The sequence below is a fragment of the Maribellus maritimus genome, from assembly GCF_022267315.1.
Classification (GTDB): domain Bacteria; phylum Bacteroidota; class Bacteroidia; order Bacteroidales; family Prolixibacteraceae; genus Draconibacterium; species Draconibacterium maritimum.
This window is the reverse complement of record NZ_JAIKLE010000017.1, coordinates 55,305-76,525: the sequence shown is the minus strand read 5'-3', so window position 1 is coordinate 76,525 and position 21,221 is coordinate 55,305. Positions and strand designations below refer to the sequence as shown.

The window sequence follows — 21,221 nt, the reverse complement described above, 5'->3', positions numbered from 1 at the left end:
ACCAAAATACAATGAAAAAGATTTTATTAATTATGTTGTTTGCAGCACTTCTTTTTAGCTGCAACAATACAGACGAAAAATCGGATGCTTTTGGGAATTTTGAAGCTGACCCCGTAATTGTATCATCCGAATCATCAGGAAAAATTCTTCAGTTAAATATTGAAAAAGGGCAAAAAATAGAAGCCGGTTTTATGGCTGCCTTAATCGATACTGTTCAGATTGATTTAAAACTAAAACAAATTGATGCGCAAAAATCAGCTACACTATCAAAAAAACAATCGATACAATCGCAAATAGAAATATATGAGGAACAGATTAAAAATCTGGAGACAAATAAGAAAAGGGTAGCACAGATGGTAAAAGATCAGGCTGCCACACAAAAGCAACTGGACGATGTAACAAGCCAAATCAGTGTAATAAAAAAACAAATTGCAGGCACGCGAACACAATTTACATCTGTTAACAAGGAACTGGATATTTTGGAAACTCAAAAAGAAACTGCCGAAGATTTATTTCAACGTTGTCAGGTAGAGTCACCCGTAAGTGGAACAATTCTGGAAACCTACATAGAACAGGGTGAATTGGCAACCCCGGGGAAACCACTTTTTAAAATAGCTGATTTAGATGAACTCACATTAAAAGTTTATGTTAGCGGAGCACAACTCCCAAATGTTAAAATCGGGCAACAGGTGAATGTTGTCATCGACAAATCAGAAACGGAAAATCAGGAACTAAGTGGAAGGGTAAACTGGATTTCTTCGGAGGCTGAATTCACACCCAAAATTATTCAAACAAAAGAAGAGAGAGTTAAACTGGTTTATGCCGTTAAAGTAAAAGTAAAAAACGATGGTACGTTGAAGGTTGGAATGCCCGGGGAAGTGAACTTATAGCATACAGTCTCGGTCGTATTTGTCAACAATTAAAAGCGAAACTATAATAATTTAAAGGGTGATAAAGATTAACCAAATATCAAAGTCCTACAATGAAAACCAAGCAGTAAAAAAAATTTCTCTAAAAGTAAACGAAGGAGAATTGTTTGGGCTAATTGGACCCGACGGAGCAGGAAAGACCACTTTGATGCGCATTTTAACGACACTGTTGCTACCTGAGTCAGGTGAAGCTAAAATGGATGGGCTGGACGTAGTTAATGATTTTAAAAAGATCAGACACATCGTTGGTTATATGCCGGGACGTTTTTCCCTGTACCAGGATTTGAGTGTGGAGGAAAATCTTAACTTTTTTGCTACCGTTTTTGGAACAACCGTTCAAGAAAATTATGATCTTATACGTGATATTTATTACCAAATAGAACCATTCAAAAACCGCCGGGCAGGAAAACTTTCAGGAGGGATGAAACAAAAACTGGCACTTTCCTGTGCACTCATCCATAAACCCAAAATTCTCGTCCTTGACGAGCCAACTACCGGAGTGGATGCAGTATCAAGAAAGGAATTCTGGGAAATGCTAAAAAAACTGCAGAAAAAGGGAATTACGATACTCGTTTCAACTCCCTATATGGACGAAGCCAATTTATGCGACCGTGTTGCTCTGATTCAAAAAGGAGAACTTCTGAACGTGGATTCTCCACAACGAATTACTGAAAAATTCCCGCGCAGAATTATCCAGATTAGATCTGACGAAATGTACCGTCTTATCAACGATTTGAGAGCATTTGAAAAAGCCGAATCTGTATTTGCTTTTGGACAGTTTGTACACTTTACCGGAATTAACGACGATGTTGAAACCAATGAACTGGATATTTACCTCGAAAAACAGAACCATAACAATATTGTGGTAGAAGAAATTTCTCCCGGAATTGAGGATGTATTTATGAGTATGCAATCGAATAGTAAGTGAACAGCGATCAGTGAACAGTGATCGCTGTTCAAATTAGAAAGTAATAAAATTATAATATAATCTTTTTTAAAAAAGTTATGGACTTCAGAAGCTTACATGTTTACAAAATAGGTTTCCAACTAGCAATGGAAATATACGAGATTTCCAAAAGTTTTCCGAAGGAAGAAAAATATTCGCTGACTGACCAAATTCGGCGTTCTTCCCGATCAACCTGCAGCAATGTTGCGGAAGCTTACCGTAAAAAAAATTATCCGAAGCATAAAAGTAAACTCACGGATTCCGATGGTGAAAACAGTGAGACATTAGTTTGGCTCGAATTTGCTTATGCCTGTAAATACATTGGAGAAGATGAATTTAAAAAATTCGAGGCCAAAACACAGGAAATTGGCAAACTTATAAATTACATGATTTTAAATCCAGAAAAATTCAGTAGCAGTAAAGACCTTAACTGATCACTGCGACTGACCACTGATCACTTATTCAACATGGAAGAAATTATCAAAGTAAAAAATCTCATCAAAAAATTCGGTTCCTTCACTGCCAACGACAACCTGAGTTTTGACGTTTACAAAGGCGAAATATTTGGATTTCTTGGGGCAAATGGTGCGGGCAAAACAACAGCTATCCGGATTTTATGTGGTCTCTCCTCTCCCACTTCGGGAGATGTAAAAGTTGCAGGTTTTGATATTTACCGGGAGACCGAAAAAATCAAAAAAAACATAGGATATATGAGTCAGAAATTCTCGTTATATGAGGATTTAACCGTTGCTGAAAACATACGACTTTACGCTGGAATTTATGGAATACCGCCCAAAAAAAGAAAAGAGAAAATGGCGGAACTGTTAAAAAAGCTGGAAATGGAAAATGCGAGAAACAAGTTGATTGCAGGCTTGCCTCTGGGATGGAAACAGAAACTGGCCTTTTCGGTAGCCATTTTTCATGAACCTAAAATCGTATTTCTCGATGAGCCCACTGGCGGCGTTGACCCGGTTACACGCAGAAAATTCTGGGATTTGATTTATGAAGCAGCCAGTAACGGAATAACTGTTTTTGTTACTACGCATTACATGGATGAAGCCGAATATTGCGACCGCGTTTCGATTATGGATGCCGGAAAAATTGAAGCACTGGACACACCCGCAAAACTAAAAGAAAGATACAATGCAAAAAACATGGACGAAGTATTTATAAAAATAGCAAGGTAAGAAGCCTCCCCTAACCCCTCCAACGGAGGGGAACCGGAAATAAGCTAAGAATAAACAACAAAGAATGAAATATAAAAATGAAAGACAAAAAATCGGAATTGAATGGTTCAACTTCTTTCTTCTGACTTCCGTCTTCCAGCTATTTTAAAATATGAAACAGCTTAAATCTTTTATAAAAAAAGAATTCTTCCACATTTTTCGTGATCCGCGGACGATGTTGATTTTATTTGGAATTCCGATTGCCCAACTGCTAATTTTCGGGACAGTTATTAAAAGCGAAATCAAGGATGTACACATTGCTGTTTACGACCAGTCGAAAGATATAACCACGCAGCAAATTACAAATAAAATACTGTCGTCAGGATATTTTATTCTCGATAAAAACCTGGAAAATACAAACGGCATAGAAGATATTTTCAGAAAAGGAAAAGTAAAAGAAGTAATTGTTTTTGAAAGCAATTTTGGAGAAAAATTAAAAAAGGAGGGAAAGGCAAATGTACAGCTTATTGCCGATGCTTCCGATCCAAACACCGCACGCCTGGTTATTTCTTACACTTCCGGAATCATTAACGACTACATAAAGAAGATGTATCCGAATCTGCAGCTACCTATGCAAATTCAACCTGAAGTACGGATGTATTTTAATGAAGAAATGAAAAGTGCCTATATGTTTGTTCCCGGTGTTATGGCACTCATTTTAATGCTCATTTCTGCTATGATGACTTCTATTTCCATCACTCGCGAAAAAGAATTGGGCACCATGGAAATACTACTGGTTTCGCCGTTACGACCTGCGCAAATTATTATTGGGAAAGTTATCCCCTACCTTATGCTGTCGGTTGCAAATGCATTTGTCATTGTACTTATTGGTAATCTGGTTTTTGGAGTTCCCATTACCGGAAGTTTTATCTTATTGATGCTTGAAACCATTTTGTTTATCATGATGGCCCTGTGTTTGGGTATCCTTATTTCTACTGCTGCAAAAAATCAAATGACTGCCATGTTTATATCGATGATTGGATTAATGTTGCCAACCATTATTTTGTCAGGATTTATTTACCCGATAGAGAACATGCCGGTTGTTTTACAAGTAATAAGCCATATTATGCCAGCCCGTTATTTTGTTACCATTATTCGTGCAATTATGCTTAAAGGAGTGGGAATTCTTTTCGTATGGAAAGAAACATTAATACTGATTGGAATGACTCTGTTTTTTATTGCGGTGAGCGTACGGAAATTTAAGATTAGGTTGGAATAAAAGCCCCTCTGACTCCCCCAGGGGGGAGAAACTATGCAGCTTGTAACGTGCAACCTGAAACAATTAACAAATGAAAACAATTCGCTACATATTACAGAAAGAATTCCGGCAGATTTTCCGGAATAAAACGATGCTACCTATGATTTTTGGAGTGCCGTTGCTACAAATGCTTGTACTCGTTTTTGCCGCAACTTTCGATATGAAAAAAATCGACATGGTTGTAGTTGATAAAGATCTTTCTGAGACATCCCGGGAAATGATTGCAAAATTCGATGCCATACCGTTCTATAATCTTGAATTTGCAGTGCCAGACGAAACCATTGGAGAAGAGATGCTCTTCAGCGATGAAGCTGATGCAATTCTCGTTATACCTCCCAATATGGAACGTAACCTTATCCGCGATGACAAAGCCCAGGTACAACTCCTTGTAAATGCCATCGACGGAAATTCAGCACAACTTATTTATTCCTATTCATCGAGAATTATTGGGAATTTTAACAAGAATATGATTGCCGAATGGAAAGGTATTCCTGAATTTTCGCCACCCGGCGAAGTAAAAATATCAGAAAGCTACTGGTATAATACCGAACTCGATTACCATTGGTTTATGGCACCCGGCATTCTGGCCGTTTTAGTTACTGTTATTGGTATGTTTATGTCGGGAATGAACCTGGTGCGTGAAAAAGAAATCGGAACCATTGAGCAACTCAATGTAACTCCTGTAAAAAAATATCAGTTTATCATTGGCAAGTTGGTACCTTTCTGGTTAATCGCCTTGTTTGATTTGGCCTTTGGCCTTTTAGTCGCCTGGCTGGTATTTGATCTGCCCGTTGTTGGCAACCTCCTTGTTTTATTCGCCTTTGCAAGTGTTTTTCTTTTGGGTGCGCTCGGGCTTGGCTTGTTTATTTCGACAGTAAGTGACACACAGCAGCAAGTCATGTTTATAAGTTTCTTTTTTATGATGATTTTTATAATGATGGGAGGGATTTTCACGCCCGTGGAAAGTATGCCACACTGGGCGCAAACAATTGACCGGGCCAACCCAATGTACTACTTTATGAAAATAATGAGAAATGTAGTACTAAAGGGATCTGGCTTTATCGATTTACTGGAAGAATTTCTTTCTCTTTTGCTCCTGGGAGTTATCTTTTTGAGTTTGGCGATTTGGCGCTACAGAAAAACGACTTAAAAGTCTCCGGCAACCGCTAGCTGTTTCTTTTCTACTATTTCGAAGTTGGAGAAGAAAAGCGGAATTTTGCAAAAAATTTGATTCAGTAGTTTTCCAGAAGATGGCTGGCTTTACTCTCTTTCAAATAGGTTCCAAGCTTTAAATCAATTGACGCAGTGTGCTCTTTAAACCACTGAATCAGGAAACGAATCAACTGTTCTTTATCAATCTTCTTAACATCCAGAAAATTAATGGTATTCGCAAGAGTCTGAATCAGTTCATCGTGCTGCTTCTTATGTGATTTATAGTCAGGATAATCGTTCATCAACATTACATTTTCTTCACTCGTAAAATGAAAATCGGCATATTTATACAATTCTTCAAGCAAAAGTTTTATAATTTCGTCATCCATTTCACTCTCAAAGGCATGATAAATTTTTTTGATGGTTTTAAGAAAAATCCTGTGTTCAGCATCAATTTCGAAAACACCTACACTGTACTGATTTTTCCAATTCAAATCTTTCATAAAACGGGGCTATTAGTTTTCTGATATTTTATGGCATTCAAGTTATAAAATAAATTCTAAAAAGATAATATTTTCATTACTAAAACTTTAACCAAAAGAAATGAGACAAGTTTAATTCAGACAATTTTGAATAAAAACAATTCTAGACTTTAGCTGAATAAAAGAAGTTGTTACAATAAGTTCTTTAGCAAAACCAGAGATCGGGCCTGAATTTCATAAACATTCTGTACCGTAAGAAAAGGATAATCTGTGTTTTCTTTTTCGGTGTCTGCCAATATTTCCCAATTCGGCGCTAAGCCTTCGTGTGGCAATGTAAATGTTATCGGTTCCCAATAACTATTTACCAAAATAAGCAAAATCTCTTCTTTTAAACTATTTCCAAACTCATCTACCTCTTTCATCAGTTCTCCGTTTAACAACATTCCCATAGCGCGAATAAAACTGGTGTCCCATTCCTCCTGACTCATGTCTATTCCATCTGTATTCAACCAGCGGATATCAAAAACTCCTTCGCCCTGTATACTTCTGTTTTTAAAATAACGTCGCGGATGTAATATCGGATGTTCGTTTCTGATTGAAATTATTTTTTTTGTGAACTCAAATAAATTTTTCTGTTTTTCATCCCAATCCCAATCCATCCAGGCAATTTCATTATCTTGACAATATGCGTTGTTATTACCGTTTTGCGTCCGTCCATACTCATCGCCGTGGCTAATCATCGGAACTCCCTGACTCAACAAAAGGGTACTCAAAAAATTACGTTTTCGTTTTTCTCTGAGTTTATTTATTTCCGGATCATCAGTAGGACCTTCCACTCCGCTATTCCAGCTGATATTATGATCTTCACCATCCCTGCTGTCTTCCTGATTGTCTTCGTTATGCTTTTTATTATAGCTTACAAGGTCGTGCAGCGTAAAACCGTCGTGTGCTGTTACAAAATTAATGCTTGATGAAGGCAATTTTCCGTTATCTTTATATAAATCGCTACTTCCACTTAAACGGTAAGCCAGTTCACTAACCTGGCTTTCGTCGCCGCGCCAGAATTTCCGCACAGAGTCGCGAAACTTCCCATTCCACTCTGCCCACAGCACCGGAAAATTACCAACCTGGTAACCACCTTCCCCCAAATCCCATGGTTCAGCAATCAGTTTCAATTGTGAAATAATCGGGTCCTGATGGATCGTATCCAAAAAAGTCGAAAGTTTTCCCACATCGTAAAGCCCCCGAGCAAGCGTTGATGCAAGGTCAAACCGAAAACCGTCAACCTGCATCTCGGTTGCCCAATACCTGAGGCTGTCCATAACAAGTTGGAGAGTTCGGCTGCTAAGCATATTTAATGTATTTCCGGTTCCGGTGTAATCGGTGTAATACAAAGGCTTTTTACGCTCCAACCTGTAGTAGTGGTGATTGTCAATCCCCCTAAATGCCAGTGTTGGCCCTAAATGATTTCCTTCTGCGGTATGATTGTAAACCACATCAAGGATCACTTCGATACCTGCCTGGTGATAAGCTTTTACCATTTCTTTAAATTCGGTAACTTGTTCACCTCTGACACCAGAAGCGCTGTATTCTGCATGAGGAGCAAAATAACCGATGGAATTATAGCCCCAATAATTAGAAAGTCCTTTATCAAGTAAAAATTTATTGTGTACAAAGTGATGTATCGGCATTAACTCGATAGCTGTTATTCCCAGCTCTTTAAAATAATTTATGATTTGCGGATTAGCCAAAGCTTTATAGCTTCCGCGCTCTGCCTCCGGAATCCCCGGATGCCTTGCAGTAAAACCTTTTACATGCAATTCATAAATAATCGAGTTGTGCATGGAGATATCGGGTTTAACAACTCCTTCCCAGTCAAATGACGTATCAATAACCACTGACTTTTTTATGTCAGCAGCACTGTCTTCTCCGCCTTTTTTTAGTCTGATTCTTTCACCTTCTTTATTTATTTCGTAGTCAAACATGTTATTACGCACATCTACCCGACCATAAATTGATTTGGCATAAGGATCAATCAAAAGTTTTTGTGAATTAAAACGAAACCCCTTTTTGGGTTGATACCGTCCAAAAATACGGTACCCATTAAGCTGCCCGGGTTTGATTCCCGGTAAATAAGCATGCCACACATAGTCGGTTACTTCGTCAAAATCAACATGCATATATTCCTGCAAATCCTCGGGATATTTAAAAAGACAGAGGCGGACTCCTGTAGCATTTTCACTAAAAAGAGCAAAATTTACCCCTTTCCCGTCGTACGTTGCCCCCAACGGATAAGGTTTTCCCGGTAAAACTCTTCCACTATAACTAATTCTTGTTTCGTCTGGTTTATTCATAAATCCTCTGTTTTTTTTGAATTCTGTAGATTTTGCCTCATTATTTACTAATTACTAAATACTATACCATTCGGTTCAAGCAGCTATAATTTTTTACCGCGCGGCCTCAAAGTACATCTGCTTAAAACTTCATTCCATCAATTTTTAATGCAAGGTTTGGCAAAAACCTTGCAACAGATTTTGTATCAAACACCCAAATCCGAATTATGAACCTGAAGTAAAAGACAGTTTTTATGAAATATCAAACCATTTTCCCTCTCGTTCAAGAGAGTTCATGTGAATTTACCACCTGGGCGCCAAAAGCCAATTCTGTTCATCTTGAACTCCCACAAAAAGGTCAATCAATTGAAATGCAGCCATTAGAGTCGGGATACTGGACAGTAAACGTAAAAAAAATAAGTTCCGGAACGCGATACAAATACCGTTTAAACAACAAGGACAGCTTTCCTGACCCGGCATCACTTTCCCAACCCGGAGGAGTGCATGAAGCCTCCGAAGTAATTAACACAAAGGCCTTTAAGTGGAACGATGATAAATGGAAGGGCATCCCTCCTGAAGATATGATTCAATATGAACTACACACCGGAACTTTTTCTTCTGAGGGTACGTTCAAGGGAATTCAAAAAAAGATAAGCTATCTTAAAAAACTGGGAATAAACACCATAGAACTACTACCGGTTGCTCAATTTAGCGGAAAAAGAAACTGGGGATACGACGGCGTTTACCCTTTTGCAGTGCAAAACTCTTATGGGGGAGCATTCGAATTAATGAAGCTGGTAGATGAATGTCACCAAAATAAAATTGCCGTAATTCTGGATGTTGTTTATAACCATTTTGGCCCCGAAGGAAATTATGTGGGGAACTTTGGCCACTATTTTTCGGGAAAATATTCCACACCATGGGGAAATCCTGTCAATTTCGATGGACCACATTCCGACCAGGTCAGAAATTTTATAATTCAAAATGCCTTAATGTGGTGTCGTGATTTTCATATAGATGGACTTCGATTGGATGCGGTTCATTCCATTTTTGATTTTGGTGCCCGGCATATCATGCAGGAACTGGCAGAAAATATGGAAGATTTAAGTTATAAAACGGGTCGAAAACATTATTTAATAGCCGAATCACATTTAAATGATGTACGTTACATAAACGCGGTTTCAGCCGGTGGTTATGGACTTGATGCACAGTGGACCGATGATTTTCATCATGCAATTCACACATTGGTCACCGGTGAAAAAAAAGGATATTACATGGATTTTGGTAAACCTCAGCAACTTTCAAAATCAATAAAAGATGTTTTTGTTTTTGACGGACAATATTCCGAGTTCAGAAAAAAGTCATACGGAAATTCCACAAAAAATAATCCGGGCAAACAGTTTGTCATTTTTAACCAAAACCACGATCAGATAGGAAACCGGCTGCGTGGCGACAGACTAATTTCGCTCACTGATTTTGAAACAGCAAAAACCATCGCAGGCGCCATGTTTGTTACCCCCAATATTCCAATGCTTTTTATGGGAGAAGAGTATGGTGAACGAAACCCGTTTTATTATTTCGTTAGCCACCTCGACCCGAAATTAAATAAGCTTGTTAGCGAAGGCCGAAAAAAAGAGTTTAAAGATTTTTTCGCAGATACAAGCGCAGCTATCGCCCCGGATTCCAGGACAGCTTTTAATGATTCAAAACTATCGTGGAATATTGAAGGTGATGCAGAAAAAACAGCAATGTTTGATTTCTACCGGGAACTCATCCATTTAAGAAAAAATCATCCTGTTCTCCAAATACCGGATAAAGACAATCTGACCATCACAGAAGATGGTAAACTGTTTAAAATGGAAAGGTGGCATGGAGAAAAACGTCTGATTGCATTTATGAATTTTGAAGACAAAGAAAAATCAACAGGAGTTCAGTTGGACAGTAAAGAAAAGCTACAAAAAATAGTCGATTCATCAGCAACAAAATGGAAAGGGCCGGGAGAGATAGCTCCTGCTATCTTGGTTGACAACCAAAATCTTTCAATACAAAAAAAGTCTATAATAATATATTCAAAATAAAAAAATATGAACGGTCAACAAAGAGTTTTTATTGAAAATATCAAACCAAAAGTTAACGATGGACAGTTTCCTGTAAAGCGAATAATGGGTGACAATCTTAAAGTTACAGCCGACATTTATTGTGATAGTCATGATGTTTTAAGCGCCGAAATTTTGTACAGGTATAACAGGGAGGAAGAATGGCATCAAACAGAAATGGAATATGTAATTAACGACACCTGGAAAGGAGAATTTCGTTTATTGGAGATGGGCTCATGCTATTATACCGTAAATGCCTGGGTTGATCATTTCAAGTCGTGGCATCGCGACATATTAAAAAAAATTGATGCAGCTGTTGATTTTGAGATTGATTTAAAAGTAGGTGCGGTTATTATCCGCCAAACCATTGATGCTTATCCCCCCATGGGCGAGGAGGACAAAAATTTCCTTCAAAAAATAATGGGGAAGTTTACATCGGGCGAAACCTCCATGGAAAACAAAATCGAATCGATTTTAAATAACAAGCTCTACCTGACAATGATCAGATATCCTTTAAAAAATCATGTTACCAGCTTCGAAAAATTTTTTGAAGTTAGTGTAGAGCGAAAAAAAGCAAATTTTAGTACTTGGTATGAAGTTTTTCCCCGCTCGCTACATCCTGAAAGAAACAAACACGGAACCTTTAACGACTGTATAAGCTTTCTTCCGTATGTTGCAGAAATGGGATTTGATGTGTTGTATCTTCCGCCGATTCATCCTATTGGCGAAACCAAACGAAAAGGTAAAAACAACAGTGTAAAAGCAAAATCGGGAGAACCGGGTTCCCCCTGGGCCATTGGGAGCAAAGAAGGAGGCCATAAATCAGTTCACCCCGAACTGGGTACATTGCATGATTTTGAGCAACTGGTCCAGAAAGCAGAAGAACAAGGTATTGAAATTGCCATGGACATTGCTTTCCAATGCTCACCAGATCATCCGTATGTAACGGAACACCCTGATTGGTTCAGGCAACGTCCCGATGGTTCGCTGCAATATGCAGAAAACCCGCCCAAAAAATATGAAGACATCTACCCATTAAATTTTGAAACTGAAGACTGGGAAAATCTGTGGGAAGAACTAAAAAGCGTATTTCTCTTCTGGATTGAAAAAGGAATAAAAATTTTCCGGGTTGATAATCCACACACAAAATCATTTAACTTTTGGGGCTGGGTTATTCAAGAGATAAAAAAGGAGCATCCCGATGTCATATTTCTGGCCGAGGCGTTTACTCGTCCAAAGGTGATGAACAACCTTGCAAAACAGGGCTTTACACAATCGTACACCTATTTTACCTGGCGAAATACAAAATACGATCTGGAAGCCTATTGTAAAGAACTTGTGGATACGGATACAAGTGAATTTTTTCGTCCTAACTTTTGGCCCAATACACCGGATATTTTGCCAGAATTTCTGCAGGTGACCAACCGGGCAGGATTTATACAACGTATTGCTCTCGCTGCAACCCTGAGTTCAAACTACGGAATTTACGGCCCCGCTTTTGAATTAATGGAAAACACACCCATTCAACCGGGAAAAGAAGAGTATCTGAATTCAGAAAAATACGAGATAAAAGACTGGGACTTTAAAAACTCAAAAAGTTTAAAAAAGATAATAACAAGGTTCAACAAAATCAGGCAGGAAAACAAAGCTTTACAGAACACACATTCTCTCAAATTCCATAAAATTGATAATGAAGCTTTAGTTTGTTACAGCAAAAAATCGGACGACTTGAGTAGCATTATTTTAGTTGTGGTTAGCCTCGATCCTTATCATACACATTCCGGCTGGCTGCGGTTTCCTTTAAAAGATTTTGAAATGGATGACAATGTTCCCTATCAGGTTCATGACCTGATAAGCGGCTCCTACTTTCTGTGGAATGGCGAGCACAACTACGTGGAAATCAATCCCGGAGTTATGCCTGTACATATTTTTAAGGTGAGGAGGAAAGTACGCAGCGAAAGAGATTTTGATTATTTCATGTAAAAAAAGTAACGATGAATAAAAACGAAAAAAATAATTGGTATAAAGATGCTGTCATTTACCAGGCGCATGTGCGTTCTTTTAAAGACAGTAATGGAGATGGGATTGGCGATTTTAAGGGATTGATAGAAAAACTGGATTATCTGAAATCGCTGGGGGTTACAGCTATCTGGATTTTACCCTTTTACAAATCACCTTTAAAAGACGGCGGATATGATATTTCTGATTTCACTGCAATTAATCCGGATTATGGTACAATGGCCGACTTTAAACGTTTCATCCGCGAAGCACACAACCGTGGATTACGGATAATTACAGAACTTGTCCTTAATCATACATCAAACGAACACAAATGGTTTGAACGTGCCCGAAGAGCAAAACCAGGCTCGGTGTACCGCGATTTTTATGTATGGAATGATTCCACCGAAAAATATACAGACGCAAGGATAATTTTCCAGGATTTCGAAATTTCAAACTGGACGTGGGATCCTGTGGCAGGCGCGTATTACTGGCACCGTTTCTATTCACACCAGCCCGATTTAAATTTTGACAACCCCAGTGTGCATAAAGCAGTGATAAAAGTGCTCGATTTTTGGTTTAAAATCGGTGTCGACGGGTTGCGGCTTGATGCCGTGCCTTACTTATATGAAAGAGAAGGAACCAACTGTGAAAACTTACCTGAAACACACCAGTTTCTAAAAAAACTTCGCAAACACATTGACGATAATTATGAGGATAAAATGTTGCTGGCAGAAGCAAACCAGTGGCCCGATGATGCTTCCGAATATTTTGGTGAAGGCGATGAATGCCACATGAATTTCCATTTTCCGCTCATGCCAAGATTATACATGTCGATGAGCATGGAAGACCGCTTTCCGCTGATAGATATTATTGAACAAACACCCAAAATCCCCGACAATTGCCAGTGGGCGATATTCCTGAGAAACCACGACGAGCTCACCCTCGAAATGGTATCGGATGAAGAACGGGACTATATGTATAAAGCATTTGCAAAAAACCCCAAACAGCGGATAAACCTTGGCATCAGGCGAAGGTTGGCTCCGTTGCTCGAAAACAACAGGAAAAATATTGAGTTAATGAACATCCTGCTTTTTTCATTGCCGGGAACACCAATAATCTATTACGGAGATGAAATTGGTATGGGGGACAATTATTACTTAGGCGACCGCGATGGAGTAAGAACACCAATGCAGTGGTCATCCGACAAAAATGCCGGTTTTTCTCCCGCTGAACCTCAGCAATTGTTCTTACCTGTGATATTCAGCCACGATTATCATTACGAGACCCTTAACGTGGAGAACCACGAAAAAAATCTAAGTTCGCTTTTATGGTGGATGCGCAGAGTAATTGACAAACGAAAACAATTTAAAGCTTTTAGTCGTGGCGACATCAGGTTTATTGATACAAATAACTCAAAAATACTTGCATTTACCCGAAGTTACAAAGAAGAAAGAATACTGGTTGTAATCAATCTTTCAAGATATTCACAACAAGCCGAACTCGATTTGTCTGAATACGAAGGCTATGTACCAACAGAAGTATTCAGTCAAAACGAGTTTGCGGCCATAGGAAAAGAGCCTTATATCTTTCCACTGCAATTGAAGAACTATTTTTGGTTTGAATTGAGCAAAAAGGAAGTGGAGGAATTTGCCGAATCTTTGTCAACCAATCCGCAATTGGAAATTTCAGGCACCGCATGGAATCAAATGAAAATGACAACAAAAACAGAACTTCAAAAGCTGTTTTCAAACTATTTACCCAAAAGCCGATGGTTTAGAGGAAAAGCAAAAAAAATAAAAAGTATTGAAATAAAAGACACCATTCCCCTTTCTGATGGTCCGTTAAAATCTTACATTTTTCTGATTGAAATCTTTTACCTTGAAGGGAAAAATGAAAAATATGTAATTCCTCTTTCACTAATTTCACTAATTACAGGTAACGAGGCAACTGAAATCAAGTACAATCACCCGGAAGCACTGATTGCATATGTTGAAGTTGACAACAATGAAGGATTATTATACGACGGATCCTATAACAAGAACATAAGGGATCTGTTTTTCCGCCTAATCTTTCAAAAGGGAAAGATAAAAAACAAAGACACTCAAATTGCAGGTGTTCCCGGTAAAAAAATAGGATCAAAAGTAAAAAAAGAAGAACTTCCTGTTCCCTCACGTGTATTACTTGCCGAACAGTCGAATACTTCTTTTTTATACGACAGTCGCTTTTTCTTTAAACTTTACAGAAGTCCTGAGGAAGGCAATAATCCGGAATTGGAAATCATAAAAACACTGACTGAAAATACCTCTTTTCGGAACTTTCCAACTTTTGCGGGAGCACTTGAGTATAGGAAAAAGGATGATGAAAGTTCAGCACTAGGTATTTTGGTCGATTTTGTTTCAAACGAAGGAAATGCATGGGAGTTTACCCAATCAGCCATCGACCAGTACTTCGACCGGATTGTCGCTGACAAAGAAAATTTAACGGTTGATTTCAAAGATGACGACGAGCATCTGAATGTAGTTGAAATTGTAGGAAAAGAAAAGATGAAAGATCTGCTCGGCTCATTCTTTTTGGAAATGATGAAGTTACTGGGACGCCGAACAGCCGAAATGCATTTGGCGCTGGCCTCGGTAAAAAACAAAAAAGAATTTACGCCCGAACCATTTTCTCTTTTGTACCAAAAATCATTGTATCAGTCGTTCCGCACACTCATAAAAAGAACGGTAAACCAAATGAAATCGTCGAAAAAGAAATTGAATGATGAACAGAAGGAGCTGATTGATGACATCATCAGCAATGAAAGTTTGCTTCTTTCGACCATAAAAAGTACACTGGAAAGAAAAAAAATTCATACTTCAAAAACCAGGATACACGGCGATTATCATCTTGGCCAGGTATTGTTTGTGGGGAAGGATTTTATGATTATCGATTTTGAAGGAGAACCAACACGTTCGCTTACTGCGCGTAAACTAAAACACTGTCCGTTTAAGGATGTTGCCGGAATGTTGCGTTCATTTCATTATGCTATATATATGGGCCAGTTGGAGAATAAGTCGAAAATACCGGGGGATTCTGACTTTCTAAAACCGTGGCTTGATGCGTGGTACGAAATGGTTCAAAATGCATTTATGGAGGGCTACTTAAAAACAGCAGGAAAAGCTTCCTTCATCCCTGAAGAAGAGCAGGAAATCAATAATTTACTGTCGGTTTATACGATCGAAAAAGCCATTTACGAAGCCGATTATGAATTTAACAACCGCCCGGATTGGTTACACATCCCACTTAACGGGCTAAAGAAAATTCTTAACGATTTGGTTGAAGTTGAACAACAATAAAACAAAAAAAAGAAAAAAGGAAATTATGAATGAAAAGCAAAATAAATCGAATACAACAGAACAATCAATAAATACATCAATTACAAAAAATCAGTCGATTGTGGTGGAAAATTTGGATGATTTTATCTCTGATTATGACATCTATCTTTTCAGGGAGGGAAAACATTTTTCTTTACACGAGAAACTGGGCGCTCATGTAATTGAACACAACAATATCCGGGGAACCTTTTTTGCGGTGTGGGCTCCCAATGCCGAATCAGTGTCAGTTATAGGAAATTTTAACGACTGGCAAAAAGAAGCCAATCCGCTTAAACGTCGAAAAGATGAATCAGGCTTATGGGAAGGATTTGTCGCCGGAGTGGAAAAGGGTGAAGCATATAAGTATTTTATTCGTTCAAAATATAAAAACTACGAAGTTGAAAAAGCCGATCCGGTAGGATTTTATAGCGAACAACCGCCTAAAACTGCTTCGGTTGTCTGGGAATATAACTACAATTGGAACGATGAAAAGTGGATGAATAACCGAAAAAAAAACAATGCTCTTGACAGTCCCTTCTCTGTGTACGAAGTCCACCTCGAATCGTGGCGACGAAAACCGGAGGAAAATATGAAACCACTGAATTATTCTGAACTTGCAGAACAACTTGCAGCATATGTTAAAGAAATGGGCTATACACACGTGGAGCTTATGCCTGTAACTGAATACCCCTTTTCAGGATCATGGGGTTACCAGGTAACCGGATTCTTTGCACCAACCAGTCGCTTCGGCACTCCCGATGATTTTATGTATTTTATTGACTACCTTCATCAAAACGACATTGGTGTTATAATCGACTGGGTACCCTCACATTTTCCGGGCGACCAACACGGCCTGCACTTTTTTGACGGAACCTATTTATATGAACACCAGGACCGGCGAAAAGGGTATCATCCCGATTGGAACAGCTATATCTTTAATTATGGTCGCAATGAAATCCGTAATTTTTTAATAAGTAGTGCCCACAGTTGGATGGAGCAATTTCATATCGATGGAATTCGCGTTGATGCGGTAGCCTCCATGTTATACCTCGACTATTCGCGAAAAGAAGGAGAATGGATTCCCAACGAACACGGCGGGCGCGAAAATCTCGATGCCATTCAATTTATGCGCGATATGAACGAATCTTTGTATTCAAAATTCCCCGATATACAAACAATTGCTGAAGAATCTACCGCCTGGCCCATGGTAACGCGGCCTGTTTATACCGGCGGACTGGGCTTTGGGATGAAATGGAATATGGGATGGATGCACGATACGCTGGGGTATTTTAAAAATGAGCCTATTCATCGAAGCTACCACCACAACCAAATGACATTCAGCATTATGTATGCATTTAATGAAAATTTTATGCTGTCATTATCTCACGATGAAGTAGTACACGGAAAAGGTAGTTTGATTAATAAAATGCCAGGTGACGACTGGCAAAAATTTGCCAATTTGCGAACATTGTTCGGATACATGTTTGCCCACCCCGGTAAAAAACTACATTTTATGGGAATGGAATTTGGCCAGTGGAAAGAATGGAACCATGAAAGTAGTCTCGACTGGCATTTGCTTGATGCAGAAAACCACAGAGGAATACAATTTTTCATAAAAGATCTTAACAGTGTTTACAAACGATTCCCGGCCTTATATGAAAACGATTTTCTTGGTGAAGGATTTAAATGGATTGATGCCAACGACTCACAAAATTCAATTCTTAGTTTTATACGATATGATAAGTCGGGAAAGAATCCGGTTATTGTAATTGCCAATTTTACACCTGTTCCCCGACACAATTACCGGGTTGGCGTTCCGGAAGAGGTTAGTTGGCTTGAAATTCTGAACAGTGATGCCAACCAATATGGAGGAAGCGGAATGGGTAATTTTGGAGGAGTTGCATCCAATCCGGTTCCGTATCATGGGGAAGAACAATCAATAAATGTTTTACTGCCACCGCTAAGTATCGTAATGTTTGCAAAAGAGTAAAAAATGACAAAATATAACCCGGTAACAACGTACAGGCTGCAATTCAATAAAGAGTTCACACTAAACGATGCGGAAAAAATATTACCCTACTTAAATCAAATGGGAATAAGAACCATTTACAGCTCCCCGCTATTTCAAGCAATAAAAGGAAGTTCACATGGTTACGATGTTACTAATCCCTTATTGTTAAATCCAGAAATTGGTACCAAAAACGATTTGGAATCCTTTATAAGGAAACTCCGGAAGTTAAAAATGGGATTGTTACTCGATATAGTCCCCAACCACATGGCTTTTTCTGTTGAAAATCCGTGGATTTATGATGTACTCGAAAAAGGAAAAGATTCAGCATTTTATTCTTTTTTCGACATCCTTAAAAATCAGCCAAATGAAACTGCAAAAAATCAATTAATGTTGCCCTTTTTTGGCAAACCTCCGGAACAAATGATTGAAGAACGAGAGTTGTCGGTTGGTATCGGGAAAAACGGATTTAAATTAAACTATTTCGACACCAGTTATCCTGTGTCGGTTTCAGCATTCGCCTCAATCCTAAACGATAAACCAGAGGAAACTCTCCCTGCAACAGTTACAGAGCTTTTAAACGCGGTTATGCAGAATAAAAATTTTGGTGACGCGTATGAGAATCTTTTAAATGAATATTCATCGAAAGAGAACACCAGAAGTTTCATAGACAAATGTCTTTCAGCAATAAATAATAACCCTGAAAAGATAAAAGAGCTGATAAATCATTTAAGTTATCAGCCAGCTTTTTGGAAAGACACAGAACAAAAAATTAACTACCGCCGCTTTTTTACCATCAATGGGTTAATTTGTGTCAATGTTCAGGATAAAGCTATTTTCAGCACAACTCATAATCTCTTAAAAAAATGGATAGATAGTAATGTTGTTCAGGGAGTTCGGGTTGACCATATTGACGGGTTGTTTAATCCTTCGGAATATCTCGAACGCCTGAGAGATCTAACAGGAAATGACGCTTACGTGGTGGTGGAAAAGATTCTGGAAAAAGAAGAAGATATTCCTGAAAACTGGCCGGTGGAAGGAACAACTGGCTACGATTTTTTAGCGTTGGTAAATAATCTTCTTACCAACCCGGAAAAAGGACACCAGTTTTATTTATATTACAATCAATGGATTGATAAATCCGATGATTTTAGTGATGTGTTTTACAGAAAAAACCGCTTCATTCTGTATAATCGTTTAAAGGGAGAATTGGATAATTTAACAAGAGAAAGTATTAAAATTAAGGCGCTGGCAGAACGAAGATTTGGTAAAAAAGAATTACAGACAGCTATTGCTGAATTCCTTATCTTTTGCCCCATTTATAAAATCTATCAAGCTCCTTCGTCTTTTTCTGAAACGGACAAAACACTTATTTCTTCTGTTTTTAGAGAAGTAAAAAAGAAAAATAATGCGCAGAAAACCATTATAGAAGCATTGGAAGATTTATTCTTTCTGAGGCTGGCGGGATGTGAGAATGAAATTCAGGCAGTCGATACATTTTTTAGACACTGTATGCAATTTACCGGTCCTTTAATGGCAAAAGGAATTGAGGACACGGCTTTCTATTCGTACAATCCGTTTATCGGCCATAACGAAGTGGGTGATTCACCGGGGTATTTTGGTATCCGAACTGAAACATTTCATTTTTATATGAAAAAGCGTTTGGATAAACGACCATTGACAATGAATGCCATTTCAACACATGATACCAAAAGAGGTGAAGACGCGCGAGCGCGTTTAAATGTATTAAGCGACGTGCCCGAAAAATGGATAAAAGCAACACAAAAGTGGCGTAAACTAAACAAAAAATACAAACAGTTTGATGGAAAAAGAGAAATACCCACACCTAACGACGAATATTTGATTTACCAGGTTTTGTGTGCGCATTTACCGATGGATGCCAAAATTGACAGGCATTTTAGAAATCGGCTTAAAGCCTATCTGGTAAAAGCCATCAGAGAAGCAAAAGTTAATTCATCATGGAGTGATCCAGATGAATATTATGAAAATAAAACACTGGCTTTTGCAAAAGAAATTTTATCATCCGACTCGAATTTTCCTGAATTTTTCGTGCCATTTATGAAAGAACTCATCCCTCACGGGATCATAAATTCAATTACCCAGCTTATCTTAAAAAATACGGTTCCGGGAATGCCAGACACTTTTCAGGGGACTGAAACCTGGAACCTGAATTTTGTAGATCCAGACAACCGACGCCCGGTTGATTATGCAGGACTAAAAAAACAACTCAATCAAATTATTGAAAAATACAATTCTGAACCTGCTAATTTGGCTGCTGAATTATGGAGAAAAAATTCAAATGGCAAAATAAAACTATTTTTTTCCTGGCTGACATTAAATGAACGCATTCAAAACAAAGATCTTTTCCTAAAAGGCAACTATATTCCGCTAAAGGCAGTAGGCGAACTCAGCAAAAATACTATATGCTTCTTAAGGAGTTATAAAAACGTTCATCTGTTTGTTGTACTCCCTTTAAATACAGCAAGCCTTCCTGAAAAATTTACATGGGAAAGTACTCAGATCGAACTTCCGCCTTCCTTACCAAGAAAATGGTTAAACATTATTACAAAAAAAACAGTAATAATAGACCGTATGGTAAAAACAGATACAATATTCGATCCGATACCGTTTGGTATTTTTGTCACCCGAAATTTATGAGATAGAAGTAAATCTTAAAAATCAAAAAATTACTTCGACGCCACCATACATTTAAGTTCAGAAGATAACTTTCAGAAACAGCGTAGGTGTAAACGGAACAGCTTCGGTATTTACATCCAGAGGGTTTTCCGTATCTGTAGCAATTCTCCGGATGTTTGCCAGTTTAATATTTTCTGAGTTTAAAACATTTAAAACTGAAAGTCCGATTTGACTTTTTATAACTTTTCCAGGTTTAAAATTATAAATTACTGCGATATCAAGACGGTTATATGCAGGGATATATTCCACCCCATCGGTGTTTTCAAATACAAAACGCTCAAACCCTGAACCGTACACATAATTAACTGATAAATAGAACGATTTATAGTTAGCCACTCCTGCAAATTTTAACTCGTGTCGTTGATCCTGTGGGGCCGGACGATAATAATCGCGAATATAAAAAGGGAAATGTTCTTCAGTTTTACCAAGTGTATAACTTATCCAGGCCAAGTGCTTTTTGTATTCCTTTTTCAGAAAAAAATCAACACCGTAACTTCTGGCCTTTCCTGCATAGAATCCGCTTTGCAAGACTTGTGAGTCATCGATGTACCGTGATAATCCGCTTGTTGTTTTATAAAATGCTTCAACATTGGCTGTTAACCCTTTTTTATTATAAGAAATACCTGAAACCCAGTTTTCACCTGAGAGCACTGGGATAGTCCCATTTTTAATATACGGCAATTATCCCCTTTAGCGTTTAAAGATTGTCTTTTGTGTAT

14 protein-coding genes are annotated in these 21,221 nt (G+C 38.3%); 11 read left to right on the top strand and 3 right to left on the bottom strand.

What is annotated here, in order from left to right; genetic code table 11:
- The first annotated feature begins 11 nt into the window (after positions 1-11).
- The 6 genes from K5G00_RS15830 (at position 12) to K5G00_RS15805 (ending at position 5,509) form a co-directional block, all read left to right on the top strand.
- Positions 12-890: an HlyD family secretion protein gene (locus K5G00_RS15830; protein WP_238767157.1), complete on the top strand. Its 879-nt coding sequence runs from the start codon at positions 12-14 to the stop codon at positions 888-890.
- A gap of 58 nt (positions 891-948) precedes the next feature.
- On the top strand, positions 949-1,857 hold the full coding sequence (locus tag K5G00_RS15825; protein ID WP_238767156.1) for an ABC transporter ATP-binding protein: 909 nt from the start codon (positions 949-951) through the stop codon (positions 1,855-1,857).
- A 77-nt stretch (positions 1,858-1,934) separates the two neighbouring features.
- Entirely contained in the window at positions 1,935-2,309 is a 375-nt protein-coding gene (locus tag K5G00_RS15820; RefSeq protein ID WP_238767155.1) for a four helix bundle protein, read from the top strand.
- A gap of 33 nt (positions 2,310-2,342) precedes the next feature.
- Complete coding sequence (locus K5G00_RS15815) at positions 2,343-3,062, top strand: ABC transporter ATP-binding protein (RefSeq protein ID WP_238767154.1); 720 nt, start codon at positions 2,343-2,345, stop codon at positions 3,060-3,062.
- 151 nt (positions 3,063-3,213) lie between these two features.
- Positions 3,214-4,320 (top strand): ABC transporter permease, encoded by a 1,107-nt coding sequence (locus K5G00_RS15810; RefSeq protein ID WP_238767153.1) that lies wholly within the window; start codon positions 3,214-3,216, stop codon positions 4,318-4,320.
- A gap of 70 nt (positions 4,321-4,390) precedes the next feature.
- Complete coding sequence (locus K5G00_RS15805; RefSeq protein WP_238767152.1) at positions 4,391-5,509, top strand: ABC transporter permease; 1,119 nt, start codon at positions 4,391-4,393, stop codon at positions 5,507-5,509.
- 82 nt (positions 5,510-5,591) lie between these two features.
- Here the strand turns inward: K5G00_RS15805 and K5G00_RS15800 are convergent, their stop codons facing one another.
- Together K5G00_RS15800 and glgX are read right to left on the bottom strand one after the other, a co-directional pair.
- Positions 5,592-6,014, bottom strand: coding sequence for a bacteriohemerythrin (locus K5G00_RS15800; RefSeq protein WP_238767151.1), 423 nt, complete (start codon positions 6,012-6,014; stop codon positions 5,592-5,594).
- A gap of 170 nt (positions 6,015-6,184) precedes the next feature.
- Positions 6,185-8,347, bottom strand: coding sequence for a glycogen debranching protein GlgX (gene glgX / locus K5G00_RS15795; RefSeq protein WP_238767150.1), 2,163 nt, complete (start codon positions 8,345-8,347; stop codon positions 6,185-6,187).
- A gap of 233 nt (positions 8,348-8,580) precedes the next feature.
- On the opposite strand from glgX, the gene treZ reads away from it, so the two are divergent.
- From treZ to treY, 5 genes are read left to right on the top strand one after another with little or no spacing between them, the layout of a single operon-like run.
- Positions 8,581-10,404 carry a malto-oligosyltrehalose trehalohydrolase gene (gene treZ, locus K5G00_RS15790; protein WP_238767149.1) on the top strand — a complete coding sequence of 608 codons (1,824 nt, stop codon included), beginning with the start codon at positions 8,581-8,583 and terminating at the stop codon, positions 10,402-10,404.
- Positions 10,405-10,410: 6 nt separating this feature from the next.
- Positions 10,411-12,405, top strand: a complete 1,995-nt coding sequence (locus tag K5G00_RS15785; protein WP_238767148.1) for an alpha-1,4-glucan--maltose-1-phosphate maltosyltransferase — start codon at positions 10,411-10,413, stop codon at positions 12,403-12,405.
- Positions 12,406-12,416: 11 nt separating this feature from the next.
- Positions 12,417-15,758, top strand: a complete 3,342-nt coding sequence (gene treS / locus K5G00_RS15780; protein WP_238767147.1) for a maltose alpha-D-glucosyltransferase — start codon at positions 12,417-12,419, stop codon at positions 15,756-15,758.
- A 25-nt stretch (positions 15,759-15,783) separates the two neighbouring features.
- Entirely contained in the window at positions 15,784-17,766 is a 1,983-nt protein-coding gene (gene glgB, locus K5G00_RS15775) for a 1,4-alpha-glucan branching protein GlgB (protein WP_238767146.1), read from the top strand.
- A gap of 3 nt (positions 17,767-17,769) precedes the next feature.
- Positions 17,770-20,463 carry a malto-oligosyltrehalose synthase gene (treY, locus tag K5G00_RS15770; RefSeq protein WP_238767145.1) on the top strand — a complete coding sequence of 898 codons (2,694 nt, stop codon included), beginning with the start codon at positions 17,770-17,772 and terminating at the stop codon, positions 20,461-20,463.
- A 57-nt stretch (positions 20,464-20,520) separates the two neighbouring features.
- Here the strand turns inward: treY and K5G00_RS15765 are convergent, their stop codons facing one another.
- Positions 20,521-21,183, bottom strand: a complete 663-nt coding sequence (locus K5G00_RS15765; RefSeq protein WP_238767144.1) for a TonB-dependent receptor domain-containing protein — start codon at positions 21,181-21,183, stop codon at positions 20,521-20,523.
- Positions 21,184-21,221 lie beyond the last annotated feature (38 nt).

Bases quoted from the DNA above. Each gene is read 5' to 3' on its own strand.
- treY (WP_238767145.1), top strand. From the start codon at position 17,770: ATGACAAAATATAACCCGGTAACAACGTACAGGCTGCAATTCAATAAA.
- glgB (WP_238767146.1), top strand. From the start codon at position 15,784: ATGAATGAAAAGCAAAATAAATCGAATACAACAGAACAATCAATAAAT.
- K5G00_RS15820 (WP_238767155.1), top strand. From the start codon at position 1,935: ATGGACTTCAGAAGCTTACATGTTTACAAAATAGGTTTCCAACTAGCA.
- K5G00_RS15785 (WP_238767148.1), top strand. From the start codon at position 10,411: ATGAACGGTCAACAAAGAGTTTTTATTGAAAATATCAAACCAAAAGTT.
- K5G00_RS15810 (WP_238767153.1), top strand. From the start codon at position 3,214: ATGAAACAGCTTAAATCTTTTATAAAAAAAGAATTCTTCCACATTTTT.
- glgX (WP_238767150.1), bottom strand. From the start codon at position 8,347: ATGAATAAACCAGACGAAACAAGAATTAGTTATAGTGGAAGAGTTTTA.
- K5G00_RS15830 (WP_238767157.1), top strand. From the start codon at position 12: ATGAAAAAGATTTTATTAATTATGTTGTTTGCAGCACTTCTTTTTAGC.
- K5G00_RS15800 (WP_238767151.1), bottom strand. From the start codon at position 6,014: ATGAAAGATTTGAATTGGAAAAATCAGTACAGTGTAGGTGTTTTCGAA.
- K5G00_RS15805 (WP_238767152.1), top strand. From the start codon at position 4,391: ATGAAAACAATTCGCTACATATTACAGAAAGAATTCCGGCAGATTTTC.
- treZ (WP_238767149.1), top strand. From the start codon at position 8,581: ATGAAATATCAAACCATTTTCCCTCTCGTTCAAGAGAGTTCATGTGAA.
- treS (WP_238767147.1), top strand. From the start codon at position 12,417: ATGAATAAAAACGAAAAAAATAATTGGTATAAAGATGCTGTCATTTAC.
- K5G00_RS15815 (WP_238767154.1), top strand. From the start codon at position 2,343: ATGGAAGAAATTATCAAAGTAAAAAATCTCATCAAAAAATTCGGTTCC.